Annotated in this window: 15 protein-coding genes; 8 read left to right on the forward strand and 7 right to left on the reverse strand. The window is 65.3% G+C overall.

From position 1 onward, the window contains the following. The first annotated feature begins 81 nt into the window (after window positions 1-81). The 3 genes from JC616_RS03580 (at window position 82) to JC616_RS03590 (ending at window position 2,735) form a co-directional block, all read left to right on the forward strand. The gene (locus JC616_RS03580) at window positions 82-465 is read left to right on the forward strand and encodes a rhodanese-like domain-containing protein (RefSeq protein WP_107798042.1); all 384 of its coding nucleotides are present in this window, start codon (window positions 82-84) and stop codon (window positions 463-465) included. A gap of 11 nt (window positions 466-476) precedes the next feature. After that, window positions 477-1,208 carry a GNAT family N-acetyltransferase gene (locus JC616_RS03585; protein ID WP_227106752.1) on the forward strand — a complete coding sequence of 244 codons (732 nt, stop codon included), beginning with the start codon at window positions 477-479 and terminating at the stop codon, window positions 1,206-1,208. Window positions 1,209-1,286: 78 nt separating this feature from the next. Further along, on the forward strand, window positions 1,287-2,735 hold the full coding sequence (locus JC616_RS03590) for a hypothetical protein (protein ID WP_107798043.1): 1,449 nt from the start codon (window positions 1,287-1,289) through the stop codon (window positions 2,733-2,735). Between the two features lie 67 nt (window positions 2,736-2,802). On the opposite strand, the gene gabD is transcribed toward JC616_RS03590, so the two are convergent. The 6 genes from gabD to JC616_RS03620 all read right to left on the reverse strand — a co-directional run bounded on the left by gabD (window position 2,803) and on the right by JC616_RS03620 (window position 12,045). Next, window positions 2,803-4,263 carry an NADP-dependent succinate-semialdehyde dehydrogenase gene (gabD, locus tag JC616_RS03595; RefSeq protein ID WP_253315084.1) on the reverse strand — a complete coding sequence of 487 codons (1,461 nt, stop codon included), beginning with the start codon at window positions 4,261-4,263 and terminating at the stop codon, window positions 2,803-2,805. Window positions 4,264-4,337: 74 nt separating this feature from the next. Further along, the gene (gene gabT / locus JC616_RS03600) at window positions 4,338-5,603 is read right to left on the reverse strand and encodes a 4-aminobutyrate--2-oxoglutarate transaminase (RefSeq protein ID WP_107798045.1); all 1,266 of its coding nucleotides are present in this window, start codon (window positions 5,601-5,603) and stop codon (window positions 4,338-4,340) included. A gap of 292 nt (window positions 5,604-5,895) precedes the next feature. Further along, the gene (locus tag JC616_RS03605; RefSeq protein ID WP_227106754.1) at window positions 5,896-7,206 is read right to left on the reverse strand and encodes a TolC family outer membrane protein; all 1,311 of its coding nucleotides are present in this window, start codon (window positions 7,204-7,206) and stop codon (window positions 5,896-5,898) included. Between the two features lie 55 nt (window positions 7,207-7,261). Beyond that, window positions 7,262-10,315 carry an efflux RND transporter permease subunit gene (locus tag JC616_RS03610; RefSeq protein ID WP_227106756.1) on the reverse strand — a complete coding sequence of 1,018 codons (3,054 nt, stop codon included), beginning with the start codon at window positions 10,313-10,315 and terminating at the stop codon, window positions 7,262-7,264. A gap of 7 nt (window positions 10,316-10,322) precedes the next feature. Beyond that, complete coding sequence (locus JC616_RS03615) at window positions 10,323-11,387, reverse strand: efflux RND transporter periplasmic adaptor subunit (protein WP_227106758.1); 1,065 nt, start codon at window positions 11,385-11,387, stop codon at window positions 10,323-10,325. 1 nt (window position 11,388) lies between these two features. Next, on the reverse strand, window positions 11,389-12,045 hold the full coding sequence (locus JC616_RS03620) for a TetR/AcrR family transcriptional regulator (RefSeq protein ID WP_107798049.1): 657 nt from the start codon (window positions 12,043-12,045) through the stop codon (window positions 11,389-11,391). A 168-nt stretch (window positions 12,046-12,213) separates the two neighbouring features. On the opposite strand from JC616_RS03620, the gene argB reads away from it, so the two are divergent. Continuing rightward, window positions 12,214-13,095 carry an acetylglutamate kinase gene (argB, locus tag JC616_RS03625; RefSeq protein ID WP_107798050.1) on the forward strand — a complete coding sequence of 294 codons (882 nt, stop codon included), beginning with the start codon at window positions 12,214-12,216 and terminating at the stop codon, window positions 13,093-13,095. Between the two features lie 147 nt (window positions 13,096-13,242). Continuing rightward, window positions 13,243-13,677 carry a CBS domain-containing protein gene (locus JC616_RS03630; protein ID WP_048414414.1) on the forward strand — a complete coding sequence of 145 codons (435 nt, stop codon included), beginning with the start codon at window positions 13,243-13,245 and terminating at the stop codon, window positions 13,675-13,677. Window positions 13,678-13,700: 23 nt separating this feature from the next. Here the strand turns inward: JC616_RS03630 and JC616_RS03635 are convergent, their stop codons facing one another. Beyond that, window positions 13,701-14,468 carry an IclR family transcriptional regulator gene (locus tag JC616_RS03635; protein WP_227106760.1) on the reverse strand — a complete coding sequence of 256 codons (768 nt, stop codon included), beginning with the start codon at window positions 14,466-14,468 and terminating at the stop codon, window positions 13,701-13,703. Between the two features lie 161 nt (window positions 14,469-14,629). On the opposite strand from JC616_RS03635, the gene JC616_RS03640 reads away from it, so the two are divergent. The 3 genes from JC616_RS03640 to JC616_RS03650 all read left to right on the forward strand — a co-directional run bounded on the left by JC616_RS03640 (window position 14,630) and on the right by JC616_RS03650 (window position 19,566). Beyond that, complete coding sequence (locus JC616_RS03640) at window positions 14,630-15,817, forward strand: acyl-CoA dehydrogenase (RefSeq protein ID WP_227106762.1); 1,188 nt, start codon at window positions 14,630-14,632, stop codon at window positions 15,815-15,817. Window positions 15,818-15,927: 110 nt separating this feature from the next. Beyond that, on the forward strand, window positions 15,928-17,121 hold the full coding sequence (locus JC616_RS03645) for a CaiB/BaiF CoA transferase family protein (protein ID WP_227106765.1): 1,194 nt from the start codon (window positions 15,928-15,930) through the stop codon (window positions 17,119-17,121). Between the two features lie 60 nt (window positions 17,122-17,181). Further along, on the forward strand, window positions 17,182-19,566 hold the full coding sequence (locus tag JC616_RS03650) for a mechanosensitive ion channel domain-containing protein (RefSeq protein WP_227106767.1): 2,385 nt from the start codon (window positions 17,182-17,184) through the stop codon (window positions 19,564-19,566). Window positions 19,567-19,632 lie beyond the last annotated feature (66 nt).

The following is a 19,632-nucleotide window of genomic DNA, read 5'->3' on the forward strand; positions in this document are numbered from 1 at the left end:
TCGGATTTTGCATGGTGGCACTGTTTGGGGTATGACTTGTCGCTTAGGCTAACAGCATTCCCAGAGCCGCAGGAGAAAAAAATGTTGAGTCAGCAGGATTTTTACGCCGCCAAGCTGGCGTATGAGATGGACGCGGCCGATGTCTGGAGCGCCTTGCAAGCCGGGGAGAAACTGGTCCTGATCGACGCCCGCGCGGAAGAGGCCTTCCGCAAGGAAACCCTGCCCGGCGCCGTGTCCGTGCCGCACCGGACCATGGATGAGGCGAGCACCGCGCATTTGCCCAAGGATGCGGTCCTGGTGTCGTTCTGCGACGGGATAGGCTGCAACGCGTCGACCAAGGGCGCTTTGAAGCTGGCGCGTCTCGGCTTCAATGTGCGCGAACTGCAAGGCGGCCTGGATTGGTGGGTGCGCGATGGCTATGCGACCACGGCGCGCGCCGGCGTCGCCGTGTCCTGCGCATGCTGAAAGGGGAGGCGATGTTGGAAACGGGCATGGCGCAGGCGGGCGAGGCCAACGCTCTGGGGCAGGCGGTGGGATGGCCGGTGGCCGACTGGCGCGAGGCGGCTTGGCCGCCTAAGACGGATCTGCAGGGACGCTTCTGCCGGCTGGAGCCGTTGCAGGCGGAGCGGCACGGTCCCGCTTTGTTCGCGGCGATGGGCGCGGACGCGGAGGCGCGCAACTGGACTTATCTGAGTTACGGGCCGTTTGCCGATTACGCCGACTACTACGGCTGGCTGGCCGAGCAGCAATGGCGGCGCGATCCGCATTTTTACGCGATCGTGGACGCGGTCAGCGGGGAGGCGCTGGGCGTGGCCGCCTATCTGCGCATCGATCCGGCCATGGGCTGCATCGAAGTCGGGCATCTGAATTTCTCGCCCTTGCTGCAGCGTCGGCCGGCGGCGACGGAAGCGATGTATCTGTTGATGCGCCAGGCCTTTGAGTTGGGCTATCGCCGTTATGAGTGGAAGTGCGACGCGCTGAACCTGCCTTCGCAGCGAGCGGCGCAGCGGCTGGGCTTCCGCTTCGAAGGCGTGTTCCGGCAGGCCATGGTCTACAAGGGGCGCAATCGCGACACCGCCTGGTTTTCCATCCTGGATCAGGAGTGGCCGGCCTTGCGGCAAGGCTTCGAAGCCTGGCTGTCCGCGGACAACTTCGACGCGGCGGGCGGGCAGCGCCGGACGCTGGCGCAATGGCGGGACGGGGATTGATTTTGCCGGCGGACTTCAAGCCGCCCCGCTAGGCAGGTACAATGAGTGTTTGATTTATTGAATAGATTTGCTTGCCAGATGAAATCCCTGCCGCGTAATGCCCGCATCAAGGGCGAGCCGTTCTTGCCCAACCGCTTCATTTTTGGTGATGCCGTCGACGATCAGGGCCTGGAAGGTTCCGAGTACCTGATTCACACGGAAACGCCGGCTTTTGTCTGCCGCCTGCTTGGCGACGACGACACCGACTTTCCCGGCCGCGAGCGGGAAGGCCTGGTCAGCGCCATGCTGTTCGACGAGGCGGACAATGTGACAGTCTATGTCTGCAATCTGCGCCTGCGCTTGTTCGACTTCAACTTCAGCAATGAAGACGAGATGCCGACCGTGGGCCAGTTGCAGGCGATCTGCGACGAGGCGATGCAGGCTTATCAGCGCCTGCACAAGGCTTACGCCGACCGCGAGGCCGCCGGCCCGGTGCCGCGCGAGATGCGCGCCGGCCCCACCGAGCCGCTGCCGCCGGCGGAGCGCGGCCGCGCGGTGAACCAGTTGGTGGAACTGGCGCGGCGCGCGGTGGATCAGCCTATGGACCGGGCGCAGCTGGCGGGCGAGGTGCAGATGGCGCTGGCGGCAGGCGATCAGGCGGTGTTCACCGAATCGCAGTTGGCGCTGTTGTCCCAGCCGGCCGCGAGGCAGTTGCTGGTGAATTGCGCGCGCGACGCGATCGCCTTCCCCGAGGTGATGCGCAAGGACGGCGCCGTGGTGTCGTTCGAGCTGTGGGCCTTGCCGTTCGCGTTTTCACGCGCCCAGGGCGGGGTGTGGTGGCATTTCCCGCAGCTGGAGCGGCTGGAGGTGGCGTTGGCGGACGCGCTGGAGGTGCCGGAGCAGTCGATATTGTGGATTTCTCCCACCTTGTTCACGCTGGAGATGCTGAACGAGCGCGCCTGCCAGGACTTGGTGCAATTGGCGCCGGTGATGGACGCCGGCTGCGATTTCGCGCCGCTGGACCCGGACTCCTCGCGCGCCACTTACGAGGCGGCGCGCAAGACCAACGAGCCGCAATTGGTGCTGGCCTGGATTCCCTTCCTGGTGGAGCGCGGCGCTTTGCCGCCGGAGCAGGCGCGCCGTCTGGCGCGCAAGGCGCTGGACGCGGCGATGCCGCTGGTGCAGCAGGCGGTGGGGGCCGAGATGGAATACGGCGAGGCCGAGCTGTTCGCGCCGCTGCCTTGGTGGGAGGCGGTGCAGACCGGCGTGCGAGCCTGGAACCGCAAGCGCCTGGGCGTGACCGCGGCGCTGCTGGCCGCGAGCGCCGGCGGGGTGCAGGAATTGGAGGCGGTGGCGGAATACCAGCCGGAATTGCAGGGCTATGAGGTGGGCTTCCGCCTGCGCGGTCGCGAGGAGTCCGCCGCGCACGCGCCGTGGCTGGTGACGCCGGACGTGGCGCCTGAGCGCGACGAGGCCTGGCGCGATCTGGCGGAATGCCTGAAAGAGGCCGGCATCCCCTTGTCGGAGACCTTGGCCAAGTTCCACTAGGTGCAGGGCTGAAGTGGTCAAAAAAAACGGGCTGGATTTCCAGCCCGTTTTGTATTGGCGCGACGTTTTACTGGTCGATGCCGCCCAGCAGCACGTATTTGATTTCCAGATAGTCCTCGATGCCGTACTTGGAGCCTTCGCGGCCCAGACCGGATTGCTTGACGCCGCCGAAGGGCGCGGCCTCGTTGGACAGGATGCCGGTGTTGACCGCCACCATGCCGTATTCCAGGCCCTCGGACACGCGGAAGATGCGGCCGATGTCGCGGGCGTAGAAGTAGCTGGCCAGGCCGAACTCGGTGTCGTTGGCCATCTGGATCGCTTCCGTCTCGCTGTGGAAGCGGAACAGCGGCGCCAGCGGGCCGAAGGTTTCCTCCTTGGCCACCTTCATCCGCGGCGTGACGTCGGTGATCACCGTCGGTTCGAAGAAGCTGTGGCCCAGCGCGTGGCGCTTGCCGCCGGCCACCAGCTTGCCGCCCTTGGCCAGCGCGTCGGCGATGTGCTCTTCCACTTTGCTCACCGCGTTCATGTCTATCATCGGGCCCTGGGTGACGCCGGCCTCCAGGCCGTTGCCCACCTTGAGCTTGGCCACCGCGGCGGCGAACTTCTCGGCGAAGGCGTCGTAGACGCCGTCCTGTACCAGCAGCCGGTTGGCGCAGACGCAGGTCTGGCCGGCGTTGCGGTATTTGGAGATGATGGCGCCTTCCACCGCGGCGTCGAGGTCGGCGTCGTCGAAGACGATGAAGGGCGCGTTGCCGCCCAGTTCCATCGACACTTTCTTGACGGTGTCCGCGCATTGGGCGATCAGTTTGCGGCCCACTTCGGTGGAGCCGGTGAAGGAGAATTTCTTCACGGTGTCGCTGCCGGTCAGCACCGCGCCGATTTCGCTGGAGCCGCCGGTCAGCACCGAGAACACGCCGGCGGGAATGCCAGCGCGCTCGGCCAGCGCCGCCAGGGCCAAGGCGGACAGCGGGGTCTGGCTGGCCGGGCGCACCACCATAGGGCAGCCGGCGGCCAGCGCCGGGGCCGCTTTGCGCGTGATCATCGCATTGGGGAAGTTCCACGGCGTGATCGCGGCGGTCACGCCTATCGGCTCCTTGTTGACCAGGATGCGTTTGTCGGCGCCGGGAGAGGGGATGGTGTCGCCGTACAGGCGCTTGGCTTCTTCGGCGTACCACTCGATATAGGACGCGCCGTAGGCGATTTCGCCCTTGGCTTCCGAGAGCGGCTTGCCCTGTTCGCAGGTGAGGATGACGGCCAGATCGTCCTGATTCGCCATCACCAGATCGAACCAGCGGCGCAGCAGGGCAGCGCGTTCTTTCGCCGGCTTGCGTTTCCAGACGAGGAAGGCCTCGGCCGCGCCGGCCACGGCGCGCTCAGCTTCGGCCTTGCCCATCTTGGGCACGCTGGCGATGATTTCGCCGGTGGCCGGGTTGCTCACCGGGATGGTTTCGCCGTTGTCGGCGTCAAGCCAGGCGCCGTTCACATAGCACTGCTGTTTCAGCAGCGAGGGGTCTTTCAAATTCAACATGCGGCTCTCCAACGCGGAAGATGTCGGATAAGGCCCGCGCCGGGCGGCGCGGGCCTTGGACTTTGAACAGGCGCTTAAGCTTTGAGCGCGGCTTCCAGCTTGGCCAGGGCTTCTTCGAACACCGCGTCTTCTATGGTCAGCGGGAACAGGAAACGGACCACGTTGGCGTAGACGCCGCAGGTCAGCAGGATCAGGCCGGATTCCAGCGCCTTGGTCTGCACTTTCTTGGCGAAGTCCGGATCAGGCTGCGGGCTGCCGGGCTGATTGAACTCCACCGCCAGCATCGCGCCCAGTCCGCGGACTTCGGCGATCTGCGGCACCGCGCTCTTCAGGCCGTGCAGTTTTTCCTTCAGCAGCTCGCCCAGGCGGTTGGCGCGCTCCAGCAGCTTTTCTTCCGCGATGACGTCGATCACCGCCAGCGCCGCGGCCACCGCCAGCGGGTTGCCGGCATAGGTGCCGCCCAGGCCGCCGGGCGCCGGAGCGTCCATCAGCTCGGCGCGGCCGGTCAGCGCGGACAGAGGGAAGCCGCCGGCCAGCGATTTGGCCATGGTGATCAGGTCGGCCTGCACCGGGTAGTGTTCCATCGCGAACAGCTTGCCGGTGCGGGCGAAGCCGGATTGCACCTCGTCGGCGATCAGCAGGATGCCGTGTTCGTCGCAGATCTTGCGCAGCTGCACCACCCATTCGCTGGGCGCGGCGTAGAAACCGCCTTCGCCCTGCACCGGTTCGAAGATGATGGCGGCGACGCGCTTGGGATCGACATCGTATTTGAACAGCTTTTCCAGACCGTGCAGGGAGTCTTCCACGGACACGCCGTGCAGCGCGTTGGGATAAGGCGCGTGATAGACGTCGCTGGGGAAGGGGCCGAAGCCCACTTTATACGGCGCCACCTTGCCGGTCAGCGCCATGCCCAGCAGGGTGCGGCCGTGGAAGGCACCGCCGAAGGCGATCACGCCGGCGCGGCCAGTGGCGGCGCGCGCCACTTTCACCGCGTTTTCCACCGCTTCGGCGCCGGTGGTGAACAGCGCGGTTTTCTTGGCGTGCTGGCCCGGGGTCAGCTGGTTCAGCCGTTCGGTCAGGCGGATATAGGATTCGTAGGGAACGACTTGATAGCAGGTGTGGCTGAAGCGGGACAGTTGTTCCGCCACCGCGGCCTGCACCTTGTCGTGCAGATGGCCGGTGTTCAAGACGCCGATGCCGCCGGCGAAGTCGATGTAGCGTTTGCCGTCGGTATCCCAGACTTCGGCATTCTTGGCGCGCTCGGCAAAGAAGCCGCACATGACGCCCACGCCGCGCGGGGTGGCGTCGGCCTTGCGTTGCATCAAATCCTTATTGCTCATCTGCTCTCTCCTCGACGTTGTGCGGTCGGCGCCGCATCGGACGGGCCGCCGCGAATCGGTGTCGGAACGGGGCCGGTCTGTCATGGCGCCGGTTGCCGCTCCGTGGTTTTTTGCTTTCATTATTGCTGTCTGACCATCTCAGGCATTCTATGTTCGTGTTTAGCAAAAAGCTACACATGCCCTAAAAAATTAAACACCTGTTGCGTGGACGTCAGCGGGGGAGGGAGAGGGGCGGAAAGCAGCGGAAGAAGGCGGCGGCCATGCCGGTTGGCATGGCCGCGGAGAAGCGGATTTAACGGCGGATGACGGCGTTGACCTTGCCCAGCACCTCGCTATCCAGCTGGCCGGCGGCCTGGGATAAGGACAGCCGCGCGATCAGATACTCGTACTTGGCGGTGGCCAGGCTGGTCAGCGTCGAGTAGTAAGCCTGTTCGGCCTGCAGCAGATCGATATTGGTGCGGATGCCGACCTCCTTGCCCAGGCGGGTGGATTCCACCTTGCTCTTGGCCGAGATCAGCAGCTGTTCCTGGGCCCGCACCAGCGCCGCGCCGTTGGTGACGCCGAGGAAGGTGCGGCGCACGTCTTCGCGCACCTGGCGGCGGGTGGCTTCCAGCTTGTCCTTGGCGGACTCCAGCTGCGCCGCCGCCTCGCGCACTTGCGAATTGATGCCGCCGCCGGCGAACAGGGGCAGGGTGACGCCGACGCCTATGCTGCTGCCGCGGGTGTGCGGCTGCTGCATCGGGGCGCGGGTCTGGGTGTCGCTGTAGCCGGCGGTCAGGCTGATCACCGGCAGGTGGCCGCCCTTTTTCTCGGTGACGTTTTTGTCGGCGATCTCCAGCGCCTGCTCGGCGGTCTTGATGCTCAGGCTGTTGCGCAGGGCCAGCCCGATCCAGGCTTCCAGCGTGGCCGGGGTCGGCAGTTCCAGCGGCAGTTTGTCCAGCACCGGCTGGATGGTCTTGGGGTCCAGCCCGGTGACGCGGCGCAGATTGTTTTCCGCCAGCTCCAGGCTGTTGATCGCCTTGATTTCCTGGGCCACCGCGCCGTCGTAGCCTGCCTGGGCCTCGTGCGTGTCGGTGATGGTGGCGGTGCCCACTTCGAAGGCGGTCTTGGCCTGCTCCAGTTGTTGCTGGAAGGTTTTCTTGCTGGCGCTGGTGGCGGACAGGGTGTCCTTGGCCAGCAGCACGTTGAAATAGGCCTGCGAGGTGTCCAGGATCAGCTGCTGTTCGGCGGCGCTGAAGCTGGTTTCCGCCTGCTGCGTCGCCAGTTTGCCTTTTTGATAGCCGGTGTATTTGCCCACGTCGAACAGCGGCTGCTGCAGATTGACGCCGTAGGTGGTGGAGTCGTAACGGCCCTGGCCGGCCGGCGCGATCGGATTGGTGTAATTGTAATTGGCGGTGGCGCCGACCTGGGGCATTAGCAGCGCGCGGCCCTGCGGCGCTTTTTCGCGGCCGGCGTCCAGGTCGGAGCGCGCGGCGGCGAAGTCGGCGTTGTAGTCGCGGGCGGCGCGCCAGGCTTCCACCAGGTCGAAAGCGTGGACCGGCAGGGCGAAGCCCAGCAGCAACAGGCTGCCCAGCAGGGGCGAGCGGAATCGGGTCTTGTTCATTGGTGTTTATTTGCTCGGTTTGTTTTGTGTGCTTGTGTGTGGCGGCAAGGCGCCGTCAGGCCTGAGGCCGCCGTATCTTGAACCATTGCGCGTACAGCGCCGGCAGGAACAGCAGGGTCAGCACCGTGGCCACCAGCAGCCCGCCCATGATGGCCACGGCCATCGGTCCCCAGAACGTGCTGCGGCTCAGCGGGATCATCGCCAGGATCGCCGCCAATGCCGTCAGCATGATAGGCCTAAAACGTCTAATTGTGGAGCCGACAATCGCATGCCAGGGATCGATGCCGTCGCGAATATCGTGCTCGATCTGATCGACTAGGATAACCGAGTTGCGCATGATCATGCCGGACAGCGCGATCACCCCCAGCATGGCGACAAAGCCGAAGGGCGCGCTGAAGGCGATCAGGGTCAGCGTCACGCCTATCATGCCCAGCGGCGCGGTCAGCAGCACCATGATGGTGCGCTGCACGCTGTGCAACTGCAACATCAGCAGGGTCACCACCACCACCAGCATCAGCGGCGCCACCGCGGCGATGGCTTTTTGCGATTTGGCGCTGGACTCCATGCTGCCGCCGGTTTCGATGTGATAGCCCAGCGGCAGCGTCCGCTCCAATTCTTGCATCTTGGGCTGCAACTGCCGGGAGATGTCCGCGCCCTGGGCGCCTTCCGCCGGGTCCGCGCTCACGGTGATGGCGGGCAGGCGGTTGCGCCGCCAGATGATGCTTTCCTCAGGCTGGTATTCGATGTGTCCGATTTGCGACACCGGCACGAAGCGGCCGCTGCCGGTTTGTATCATCAAATTGCCGAGGCCGGCGACGTTCTTGCGCTCGTCCGGATTGAGCCGGGCGACGATGGCGATGGCCTGGTCGCCTTCGCGGAAGCTGGTGACGGCGGCGCCGGAAATCAGCATCTGCAATTGCTGGGACAATTGCTGCGAGGACAGGCCGAGCGCGCGCGCCTTGTCCTGATCGATGCGGATGCGCAGCGCCTTCACCTGCTCGCCCCAATTGATGTTGACCTGGCGAGTGGACGGATGCGCGCGCATCAGCGCCTCCACCTGGGCGGCGATGGCGCGCACCTTGGCGTGGTCCTCGCCCATTACCCGGAATTGCACCGCGTAGCCCACCGGCGGGCCGTTTTCCAGCCGGGTCACCCGGCCGCGGACATTGGGGAAGTCGTTGTCGAACAGCTTTTCCAGCCGTTTCTTCACGTCTTCGCGCACATGTTCGTCGCGGGTCATCAACATCAGCTGCGCGTAGTTCAGATGCTGCAGCTGCTGATCCAGCGGCAGATAGAAGCGCGGACTGCCGCTGCCCACGTAGCTGGTGACGCTGACGATGTCCAGGTCGCGCTTGAGCAGCGCTTCCAGTTTTTCCACCTCGCGCTCCGTGGCCTGATGGCTGGCGCCGCGCGGCAGCCACATGTCCACCATCAGCTCGGGCCGGTTGGAGGAGGGGAAGAATTGCTGGGCCACCAGCAATTTGAAGGCGAGCAAGGACAGCACGAAGGCGGCCAGCGTCAGCGCGATCACGGTCTTGCGCCGCTCCAGGCACCACTCCACCACCCGGCGGAAGCGCCGGTAGAACGGCTTGTCGTAGACATCGTGCGCCTCGTGGTGTTGCAGGTTTTCCGGCAGCAGCTTGTAGCCCAGATAGGGGGTGAACACCACCGCGACGATCCAGGACAGCACCAGCGCGATGCCCACCACGGCGAACAGGCTGAATACGTATTCGCCGGCGTTGGACTTGGCGATGCCCACCGGCAGGAAGGTGGCGGCGGTGATCAGGGTGCCGGTCAGCATCGGGAAGGCGGTGCTGGTGTAGGCGAAGGTGGCGGCCTGGAATTTGCTCCAGCCCTGCTCCAGTTTCAGCGCCATCATTTCCACCGCGATGATGGCGTCGTCCACCAGCAGGCCCAGCGCGATGATCAGCGATCCCAGCGAGATGCGTTGCAGGTCGATGTTGAAGAAATACATCGCCAGAAAGGTCATCGCCAGCACCAGCGGGATGGACAGCGCCACCACGATGCCGGTGCGCAGGCCCAGGCTGAAGAAGCTGACCGCCAGCACGATGACCACCGCCTCCACCAGAGAACGCATGAATTCGCTCACCGCGTTCTTGACCACCTTGGGTTGGTCCGATACCGAGTGGATCTCCAGACCCACCGGCATCTTGGACTGGATCTGCCGCATGGCCTCGTCCAGGTTTTTGCCCAGGTGCAGCACGTCGCCGCCGGCCTTCATGGTGATGGCCATGCCCAGCACCGGCTTGCCGTTGAAGCGCATGGTATTTTGCGGCGGGTCGATGTAGCCGCGTTTGACCGTGGCGATGTCGCCGAGGCGGAAGGTTTTGCCGTTGACGGTGACCGGGGTGGCGGCGATGGCCTCCACGCTGGCGTAGTTGCCGGTGGGACGGACCCAGATGCGGTCGCTGGCGGTTTCGAACACGCCGGACGGCGTCATCGCGTTTTGCTGTTGCAAGGCTTTCCAGATCGCGCCGGTGTCCAGGCCCAGCGAAGCCAGCTTGGCGGTGGACAGGTCCACGTAGACGCGCTGCTCCTGCACGCCCAGCAGGCTGACCTTGGCCACGTCCGGCACGCGCAGGATCTCGCGCTTGGCGTCCTCCAGGTATTGGCGCACTTCCTCGTAGCTGAAGCCGTCGCCGGCGAAGGCGTAGATATTGCCGAAGGTGTCGCCGAACTCGTCGTTGAAGAAGGGCCCCTGGATGTCGGCCGGCAGGGTGGCGCGGATATCGCCTATCTTCTTGCGCACCTGATACCAGAGCTGCTGCACGTTCTTGGGCGGCACGTCCTCGCGCACCGAAATCAGCAACAGGCTCTCGCCGGGCTTGGTATAGCTTTGGACGAAGTCGATTTCGCCCATTTCCTGCAGCTTCTCCTCCAGCTTGTTGGTGACCTGCTGTTCCATTTCCAGCGTGCCGGCGCCCGGCCAGTAGGCTTGCACCAGCATGGCCTTGAAGGTGAATTCCGGGTCTTCCTTCTGGCCCAGCTGGGTGTAAGCCCAGACGCCGGCCAGCATCAGCATCACCATCAAATAGCGCACCAGCGACTGGTGGCGCAGCGCCCATTCCGACAGGTTCAGTTTTTTCATGGCCGTCTCAGCGCTCCAACAGTTTCACGGCCTGGCCGTCGCGCAGCAGATGGATGCCGGCGGTGACGATCTTGTCGCCCGCTTGCACGCCCTGGGACAAGGTGGCGGAGTCGGCGTCGACGCGGCTGACCGTCACCGCGCGGCGGGCGACTTTGCCGTTGGCGGCGATCAGCCAGACATAGTGCTTGCCCTGCTCGTCCAGCAGCGCGGTCAGCGGCAGCCGCATCTGCGCGTCGGCGGCGTCCGGCAGCGCGACGCTGGCGGTCATCCCCAGTTGCAGGCGGCTGGAATCGCCGCCGATGGCGACGCGCGCCGGATAGGTGCGGGTGGCCGGGTCGGCGTCGGCCGCCAGTTCGCGCAGCGTGCCCGTCATCGGCGCGCCGCCGTTCCACAAGCGCACCTGGAACTGTCCGGCGCGGCGCACCTTGTCCAGCGCGTTTTCCGGCACCTGGATCGCGGCCTCGCGCGGGCCGTCCTGGGACAGACGCGCCATCGGCTGGCCGGCGGCCACCACCAGGCCGGGTTCGGCGGCCATCTGGCTCAGCACGCCGTCGGCGTCCGCCACCAGGCTGGTGTAGCCGGTCTGATTGCGGCTGGCCGCCAGCTGGGCCCTGGCCTGGTCCACCTTGGCGCGGGCGGCGTTGACCGCGTTTTGCTGGCCGTCCACCTGGGACTGGCTGACGAACTGCTTGGCCAGCAGCTCGCGGTAGCGTTTCAGATTCAGTTCCTGCTGGCCGAGATCGGACTGCGCGGCGGCCAGTTGAGCTTGTTTGGCCGACAGGTCCAGCGCGTAGTCGCTGGGGTCCAGCCGCGCCAGCGTCTGGCCTTTCTTCACCCGGTCACCGCTATTGGCCAGCTTGGCCACCACCTTGCCGGCCACGCGGAAGGCCAGATTGGTCTCGTGGCGGGCGCGGATTTCGCCGGCGTAGCTATCGCCCTGCTGCTGGGCGGCGGCGCCGGCCACCACGTAGCGGACCGGGCGCGGCGCTTCCGGCGGCGCCTCCGGCTTGCTGCAGGCGGCGAGGGTCAGGCTGGCGATGCCCAGCCAGAGGCAATGAGCGGCAGTTTTCATGTCAATTCTCGTAGGTAGGATTCTTCAGGCCCTGCAGCACCAACTGCAGGGCTTCGCTCAGGTGCGCGCGGGAGTATTGATGCGAGTAGCCGCAGACATCGGGCACCACCTTGGCGAAGGAGTGGGCCCAGGTCATCGCCATCACCAGCGGCGCCAGCAGGGCGTCGCTGCTGCTGGCGATGGGCAGGACGCGGAATTCCCCGCTGTCCATGCCGCGGCGCAGAATGTGCTCGACCATGCGCAGACAGGGCGAGATCACTTCCGTGGTGTAGAAGCGCGCCAGCTCCGGAAAATTGGTGGCTTCGGCGATGGCCAGCTTGCACAGGCCGGCGGCCGGCGTGGCGCCCACTTCGTCCCACCATTTGAGCAGCAGAATCTGCAGCAGCTCGCCCACCGGGCCGGTGTGTTGCTGCTCCAGTTCGACAAAGGCGCCGAGACGGCTGGACAGATGGTGGCGGACCATGGCCTTGAAGATTTCTTCCTTGTTCTGGAAGTACAGATAGGGCGTGCCCTTGGTCACGCCGGCGGCGCGGGCGATGTCTTCCATCTTGGTGGCGCTGAAGCCTTTCTCTACGAACAGGGCCAGCGCGGCGTCCAGGATTTCGCTGGGGCGGGCGTCTTTTTTGCGCTGCCAGCGCGAGGCGGGGGCTTGGGCCATGGTGATATAGCTGAATTCTGGTTCATTAATGATGTGGACTGTATTGCATAATGCCGTTGTTCTGCAATTAATAAATCACAGTTCATTAACAAGCTTGATTAAAATGCAACAGATCAGACCATTGGGTCAGAACCGTCATCTCGCCGGCCGGCAACGGCCGGCGCAACCATGGAGAACGCCGTGCCGACCGACGCAGCAGAAAAAGCCCTGATTCTTGCCGAAGCCCTGCCCTATATCCGCCGTTTCGCCGGCAAGACCCTGGTCATCAAGTACGGCGGCAACGCGATGACCGACGCGGCTTTGAAAGAGGGCTTCGCCAAGGACGTGGTGTTGCTCAAGCTGGTGGGCATCAACCCGGTGGTGGTGCACGGCGGCGGACCGCAGATCAACGAGCTGCTGAACCGCGTTGGCAAGCAGGGCGAGTTCATCCAGGGTATGCGCGTGACCGATTCGGACACCATGGACCTGGTGGAAATGGTGCTGGGCGGCCTGGTGAACAAGGAAATCGTGTCTCTGATCAACAAGCACGGCGGCAAGGCCGTGGGCCTGACCGGCAAGGACGGACATTTCATTCGCGCCAGCAAGATGTATTTGAAGTCCGAGACCGACGATGAGATCGACATCGGCCAGGTGGGCGAAATCTCCAGCATCGATCCGGCGCTGGTGTCCTTGCTGGACAGCCAGGACTTCATCCCGGTGGTGGCGCCGATAGGCGTTGGCGAAGACGGCGAGGCCTACAACATCAACGCGGATCTGGTGGCCGGCAAGCTGGCGGAGACCCTGGGCGCGGAAAAACTGGTGCTGATGACCAATACTCCGGGCGTGCTCGACAAGAACGGCAAGCTGTTGACCGGGCTGTCGGCGCAGCAGGTGGACGGCTTGTTCGCCGACGGCACCATACACGGCGGCATGCTGCCCAAGATCAGCTCGGCCTTGGACGCGGCGCGCAACGGCGTCAACGCGGTGCACATCATCGATGGCCGCGTGCCGCACGCGCTATTGCTGGAGATCCTGACCGACGCCGGCGTCGGCACCATGATCCGGGCTTGAGGCGGGACTCCGCCCCGGCAGGGCGCCGCGCGCTTACCGAGGCGCCGCAGCCTGCGCTATAGTGGATTGGTAGGCGCTCGTCCGCGTCGCCAAGCGGCGGGCGGGGCCACGGGAACGGCCGGATTGCCGGTTTGAAAGGGGACATGCATGCAAACGGTAAGACAGTTGTTGGACAGCAAGCCAAACCGAGCCTTGGTCTACGTGAACCCGGACAGCACGGTGTTCCAGGCCTTGCAGGTGATGGCGGAAAACGACATCGGCGCGGTGCTGGTGATGGAGGAGGGCGGCATCGTCGGCATCTTCTCCGAGCGAGACTACGCGCGGCGCATTGTATTGCAGGGCCGCACCTCGGCCGGCACCAAGGTGCGCGACATCATGACCAGCCGCGTGGTCTACGTGACGCCCAGCCAGACGTTGGACGACTGCATGGGCCTGATGACGGAAAAGCGCATTCGCCACCTGCCGGTGTTGGAAGGCAGCGACGTGATGGGCATGTTGTCGATCGGCGACCTGGTGCGCGCCACCATCGAAGAGCAGGAGCAGGTGATCAACCACCTGGTCCATTACATCCAGTCCGCCTGAGCCCGGCGAACGGAGCCGCGCGCTCAGCCCAGCGGCGCCAGCCGCTGACGCAAGGCCTTCAAGGCCGGCGCGATGCGTTCGCGCATCGCGCCTTCGCTCAAGGCGAAGGCCGGGCCGCTGGCGTTCAAGGCCATCGGCGCCTGGCCGGGCACGGCCAAGTGTACGCCCACGGCCATCACATCCGGTTCGTATTCTCCGAAAGACGCTGAATAACCCTGGCGCAGATAGGCCTGGCGGGCCTCCTCCAGGCGCGCGCCTATTTCCGGCCACTCCGCGCCGTAGCGCGCGGCCAGCAGCGCTTGCAGCTTGAGCTGCTCCGCCGCCGGCAAGCCGGCGTAATAAGCGCGGCCGATGGCGGTGGTGGCCAAGGGCACCCGCGAGCCCACGGTCAATTGCACCGAAATGCGGGCCGGGCTGCGGCAGGTTTCCAGATACACCATATCGCTGCCGTCGCGCAGCGCCAGGCTGATGGACAGGCCTTGCTCCAGCGCGAACTCGCGCATCAGCGGTCCGGCGATCTGGCGGATGTCGTAGCTGGCGAGCACCGTGGAGCCCAAGGCCAGCACCGCCAGTCCCAGCCGGTAGTGGCCGCTGGCTTCGTCCTGCGCCAGATAGCCCAGGCGGGTCAGAGTGTAGCTCAAACGCGACACTGTTGATTTGGGCAGGCCGGTGCGTTTGGCCAGCTCCTGATTGGACAGCGCCAGTTCACCGGGGCGAAACGCCGCCAGCACTTCCAGTCCGCGCGCCAGCGCGGTGACGAACAGCCTGTCCTTGTCCGTTTCCAAATCCATTGAATCCATCTTGTCTCGTGAGCCTCCGCTTGGGTTGCGCGCCGGGGGCGGGCGTCGAGTTTCGCAAAAACGCTTTACATCCGTCCAGGCGACGATTAGCCTATTCTGCAATGTGAAACCAAGTTCCGCAATGCGGAACAAGTAACGCGGAGACAGAACCTATGGCAGCCCCCTCCAGTCGCGCGCCGTTCAGCTGGGACGATCCTTTGCTTTTGGCCGAATGCCTGAGCGAAGAAGAACGCATGGTGCAGCAGAGCGCCCATGACTACTGTCAGGACAAGTTGTTTCCGCGGGTGTTGAGCGCCAACCGCGAAGAACGCTTCGACCGCGAAATCATCAACGAGATGGGCGAGCTCGGCCTGCTCGGCTGCACCATAGAAGGCTATGGCTGCGCCGGCCTCAACCACGTGGCCTACGGCCTGGTGGCGCGCGAAGTGGAGCGGGTGGATTCCGGCTACCGCTCGGCGATGAGCGTGCAGTCCAGCCTGGTGATGCATCCGATCTGGGCTTACGGCTCGGACGCGCAGAAGGATAAATACCTGCCGCGGCTGGCCAGCGGCGAATGGCTGGGCTGTTTCGGCCTGACCGAACCGGATTCCGGCTCGGACCCGGCCAGCATGAAGACGCGGGCGCGCAAAGTGGACGGCGGCTATCTGCTCAACGGCAGCAAGATGTGGATCACCAACAGCCCGCAGGCCGATGTGTTCGTGGTCTGGGCCAAGGACGACGAAGACGAAATCCGCGGCTTTGTGCTGGAGAAGGGCATGGCCGGGCTGTCCGCGCCCAAGATCCACGGCAAGTTCTCGCTGCGCGCCTCCATCACCGGCGAGATCGTGATGGACGACGTGCTGGTGCCGGAAGACGCCATCCTGCCGGGCGTCAAGGGTTTGAAGGGGCCGTTCGGCTGCCTGAACAAGGCGCGCTACGGCATCGCCTGGGGCGCGCTGGGCGCCGCCGAATTCTGCTGGCACGCGGCGCGCCAGTACACGCTGGACCGCAAGCAGTTCGGCCGTCCGCTGGCCGCCAATCAACTGATCCAGCTGAAACTGGCCAATATGCAGACCGAGATCGCCCTGGGCCTGCACGCGGCGCTGCGCGTGGGACGCCTGATGGACGAAGGCAAGGCCGCGCCGGAAATGATCTCGCTGATCAAGCGCAACAACTGCGGCAAGGCGCTGGACATCGCCCGGCTGTCGCGCGATATGCACGGCGGCAACGGCATTGCCGACGAATTCCACGTGATCCGCCATGTGATGAACCTGGAGGCGGTCAACACTTACGAAGGCACGCACGATGTGCATGCCTTGATTCTGGGCCGAGCCCAGACCGGTATTCAGGCGTTTGCCTGATAAGCCGGCGCGGCCGGGAGGCCGGCCGCGCCGTTATTCCTGTCTGTCCTTGGAGGCCCGGCTTGCCGGGCCGCTTTTTTTCGATGGGCTGCATGTATCGGGAGACGCAGATGACGGGCGCGCTGGAAGGCATCAAGGTATTGGATTTGTCCAGGGTATTGGCGGGGCCGTGGACCGGCCAGTTGCTGGCCGACCTGGGCGCGGAAGTGATCAAGGTGGAGCGCCCGGGTTGCGGCGACGATACCCGGCAATGGGCGCCGCCCAGCCTGCCGGACGGCACCGCCGCTTATTTTCTGTGCGCCAACCGCGGCAAGAAATCGCTGACGGTGGACATCGCCAAGCCGGAAGGGCAGGAGATCGTCCGCCGGCTGGCCGCCGACGCCGACGTGCTGATCGAAAACTACAAGGTGGGCGGGCTGGCCAAATACGGGCTGGACTACGCCAGCCTGGCCGAACTCAACCCGCGGCTGGTGTATTGCTCGGTCACCGGCTTCGGCCAGGACGGGCCGTACGCGCAGATGGCCGGCTACGACTACATCGTGCAGGGCATGTCCGGCCTGATGAGCATCACCGGCCCGGCCGACGGAGAGCCGCACAAGGTGGGCGTGGCGGTCACCGATCTGTTCACCGGGCTCTACGCAGCCAACGCGATCCAGGCCGCCTTGTGGGCGCGGCAAGGCAGCGGGCGCGGCCAGCATATCGATATGGCCTTGTTCGACTGCGCGCTGGCGATGCTGGCCAACGTCAATATGAACTGGCTGGTGGGCGGCGCGGTGCCGCCGCGCCTGGGCAACGCCCATCCCAATATCGTGCCCTACCAAGTGTTCAAGTGCGCCGGCGACGGCCACTTCATCCTGGCCTGCGGCAACGACCGCCAGTTCCGCTCGGTGTGCGAGCTGATAGGCCGGCCGGAACTGGCCGACGACTCCCGTTTCGCCAGCAATCCGCAGCGCGTCGCGCACCGGGACGAACTGGTGCCCTTGCTGGCCGCCGGCTTCCTGGCTCAGCCGCGCGACGTCTGGCTGGCGCGGCTGGATCAAGCAGGCGTGCCCTGCGGGCCGATCAATACCGTGGACGAGGCCTTCGCCGATCCGCAAATTCGGCATCGTCAGATGCAGATCGAACTGCCGGGTCTGGACGGCCAGGCCGTGCCCCTGGTGGCCTGCCCGATCAAACTGTCGGACACGCCGCCGCAATATCGCGAGGCGCCGCCCCGGCTGGGCCAGCACACCGACGCCTTGCTGGAGAAGGCAGGCTACGGCGCCGAGGACATTGCCCGCCTGCGCGGGGCGGGCGTGATCTGAGGCGAGGCAATGCCTTTGGCATGGTTTGGGCCTGGGTGCCGCGCGCGGATTCGTGCGAAAATGCGCCGTCGAGTTGCCGCCGGCGGTCTGCGCCGGGGCAAGGTCCACTGCTTGTTCAATGAAATGCCTAGCGTGAAGAGCCGCTTCTTTGCCGTCTGTTGCCTGTTTGCCGGGCTCTTGTCCTGCGCCGGGGCTTACGCCGCCTTGCCGGCCGCGTCCAAACCCGCGGCCAAGCCGGCGGCTTCGGCGCCCGCGGTCAGCGTGGCGGACAAGCTGTCCGAGGCGCAGCAGGCGCTGGATCAATTGGAAACCATCAAGCTGGACAAGTTGCCGGCCGGCGTCACCCCGGGCGAGCTGTTGTTTCGCCGCGCCTTGCTGGAACGCTTGGTGGCGTCTTACGCCTGGCAGCTGGATCTTGCGGGGGAACGCGATCAGAGGCTGAGGCAGCAAGCCGAGGCCGAAGAGGCCTTGCGGAACTGGAGCGGCTTTGCGCAAGCCGGCCCCTATCCGGTGTCCTTGGTGGAGGGCTTGCGCAGCCGCCTGCAGACCGGCGGCTGGGAAAAGGATACCCAGCAGGCGCAGCAACTGATGTTGTCGCAGATGCAGGAGGCGATGCGCAACAGCCTCAAGCTCAACGAGGTGAGTCTGCGCCAGGCGCGGGAGCAGTTGGAAGGGGCCGCGGCCGGCGAGGCCGAGGCGCTGCGCTGGCGGATGGACGGCGCGCGCTGGCGCCGCGACATCAGCGCGTCGGAATTGCTGCAGTTCGACGCCTTGGGGCAAGTGCTGCGCATCCGTCAGCAGACCTTGCAGGCGCAGTTGGACTTGTGGCGGAAGCAACTGGACGGCGTCGGCAAACAGGTCCGTTTCCAGCCGGCGGAACTGGACGGGGTGCAACGGCGCTTGGGAGAGGAACGCCTGCGCCTGGAGCGGGAGATGAGCGCGCACGAGCAGCGCCGCCGCCGGGTCAAGGCCGAGCTGGAGGAACTGGAGCGGCAGTTGGCGGCCTTGAAGCAGAAAAAGGACGCGCCGGCGCAGGCCGCGCTGTTACAGGATTTGACCCAGCGCACAGTCGAGCAGCGCCAGGCTCTGGACAATAGCGACCTCGCGGTGCAGCTGATGCGCATCCGTCAGGAGGCGAACTCGCAGGAGGGCGGCATCTGGGAGTACCGCTACCAGTTGTACGCCGGCAAGGCGGCCAATCTGGCCGAGGTGGCCAGCGCCAGCCGTCAGGCCGGCGAGGAATTGGGCGCGGTGCGCGACTACCTGCAAAAAGAGGCGGAGCTGACCATGGCCAAGATGGCGGACGTGCAGCATGAAGTCGGCCTGGACCGCGGCGGCGGCCACGCGCTGGCGATGCTGCAACTGCTGCGCCAGCGGCTGGACATCGTCAACGCCGCCCAACAGCCGGTGCAGGCGGCCTTGACCGGCATTCTGCTATTGCAGCAGGAGTTCGACGTCGGCGCGCCGGCGGAGGGCACGCCGCAGGAGGTGTCCCGCCGGCTGAGCGAGCGCGTGTTGCAGGCGGCGCGGGCGCTGTGGAATTATGAACTGTTCAGCGCCGACGACAGCGTGGAGATCAACGGCCAGAAAGTGCAGGCCACCCGCAGCGTGACCATAGGCAAGAGTCTGGGCGCCATCCTGGTGCTGCTGATAGGCTACGCCGCCAGCACCGCGCTGCTGCGCGCTTTGCGGCGCTTGGCCACGCATAGGCTGGGCTTCAGCGAGGCCGCCGCCAATATCTGGTGGCGCTGGAGTTATGTCTGCGTGATCGCCCTGCTGGTGGTGTTCGCGCTCAATCTGGTCAAGATTCCGCTGACGGTGTTCGCCTTTCTGGGCGGCGCGCTGGCGATCGGCATCGGCTTCGGCACTCAGAACCTGCTGAAGAACCTGATCAGCGGCGTGATGCTCTTGGTGGAGCGGCCGCTGAAAGTGGGCGACTTCGTCCAGGTCGGCGGCATCAGCGGCACCGTCAGCAGCATAGGGCTGCGTTCTTCGGTGGTACGCGCAGGCGATGGCATCGAAACGCTGATCCCCAACTCCACCTTCGTGGAGAGCGCGGTGACCAACTGGACTTACAGCAACCGGCGGATTCGCCGGAAAATCGCCATCGGCGTGGCTTACGGCAGCCCGCCGCGCGAGGTGTGCAATCTATTGCTGGCGGAGGCGGAGCGTCACGGCCTGGTGCTGAAGGAGCCGCCGCCGCGGGTGTTGTTCAGCAACTTCGGCGCCGACGCGCTGGAGTTCGAGCTGGAGTACTGGCTGGACATCGGCGACGCCGATTCCGTGCTGGTGGCCAGCGATCTGCGTCACATGATAGACGGCGCGCTGGCCAAGGCCGGCATCGAGCTGCCCTTCCCGCAGCGAGATGTGCATTTGCAACAGGGTGAGCCTTTACAGATTGAAGTCAGACGGGCGGCCGGCGGTCGGGCGTCTGACAGTTTTTAAACGGTTGTTTGATTTTTGATCGCGCGCCATGCAACATGCATGCGGTAGCGGGGCTTTTGAACCCGG

Source organism: Chromobacterium rhizoryzae, assembly GCF_020544465.1.
Taxonomy (GTDB): domain Bacteria; phylum Pseudomonadota; class Gammaproteobacteria; order Burkholderiales; family Chromobacteriaceae; genus Chromobacterium.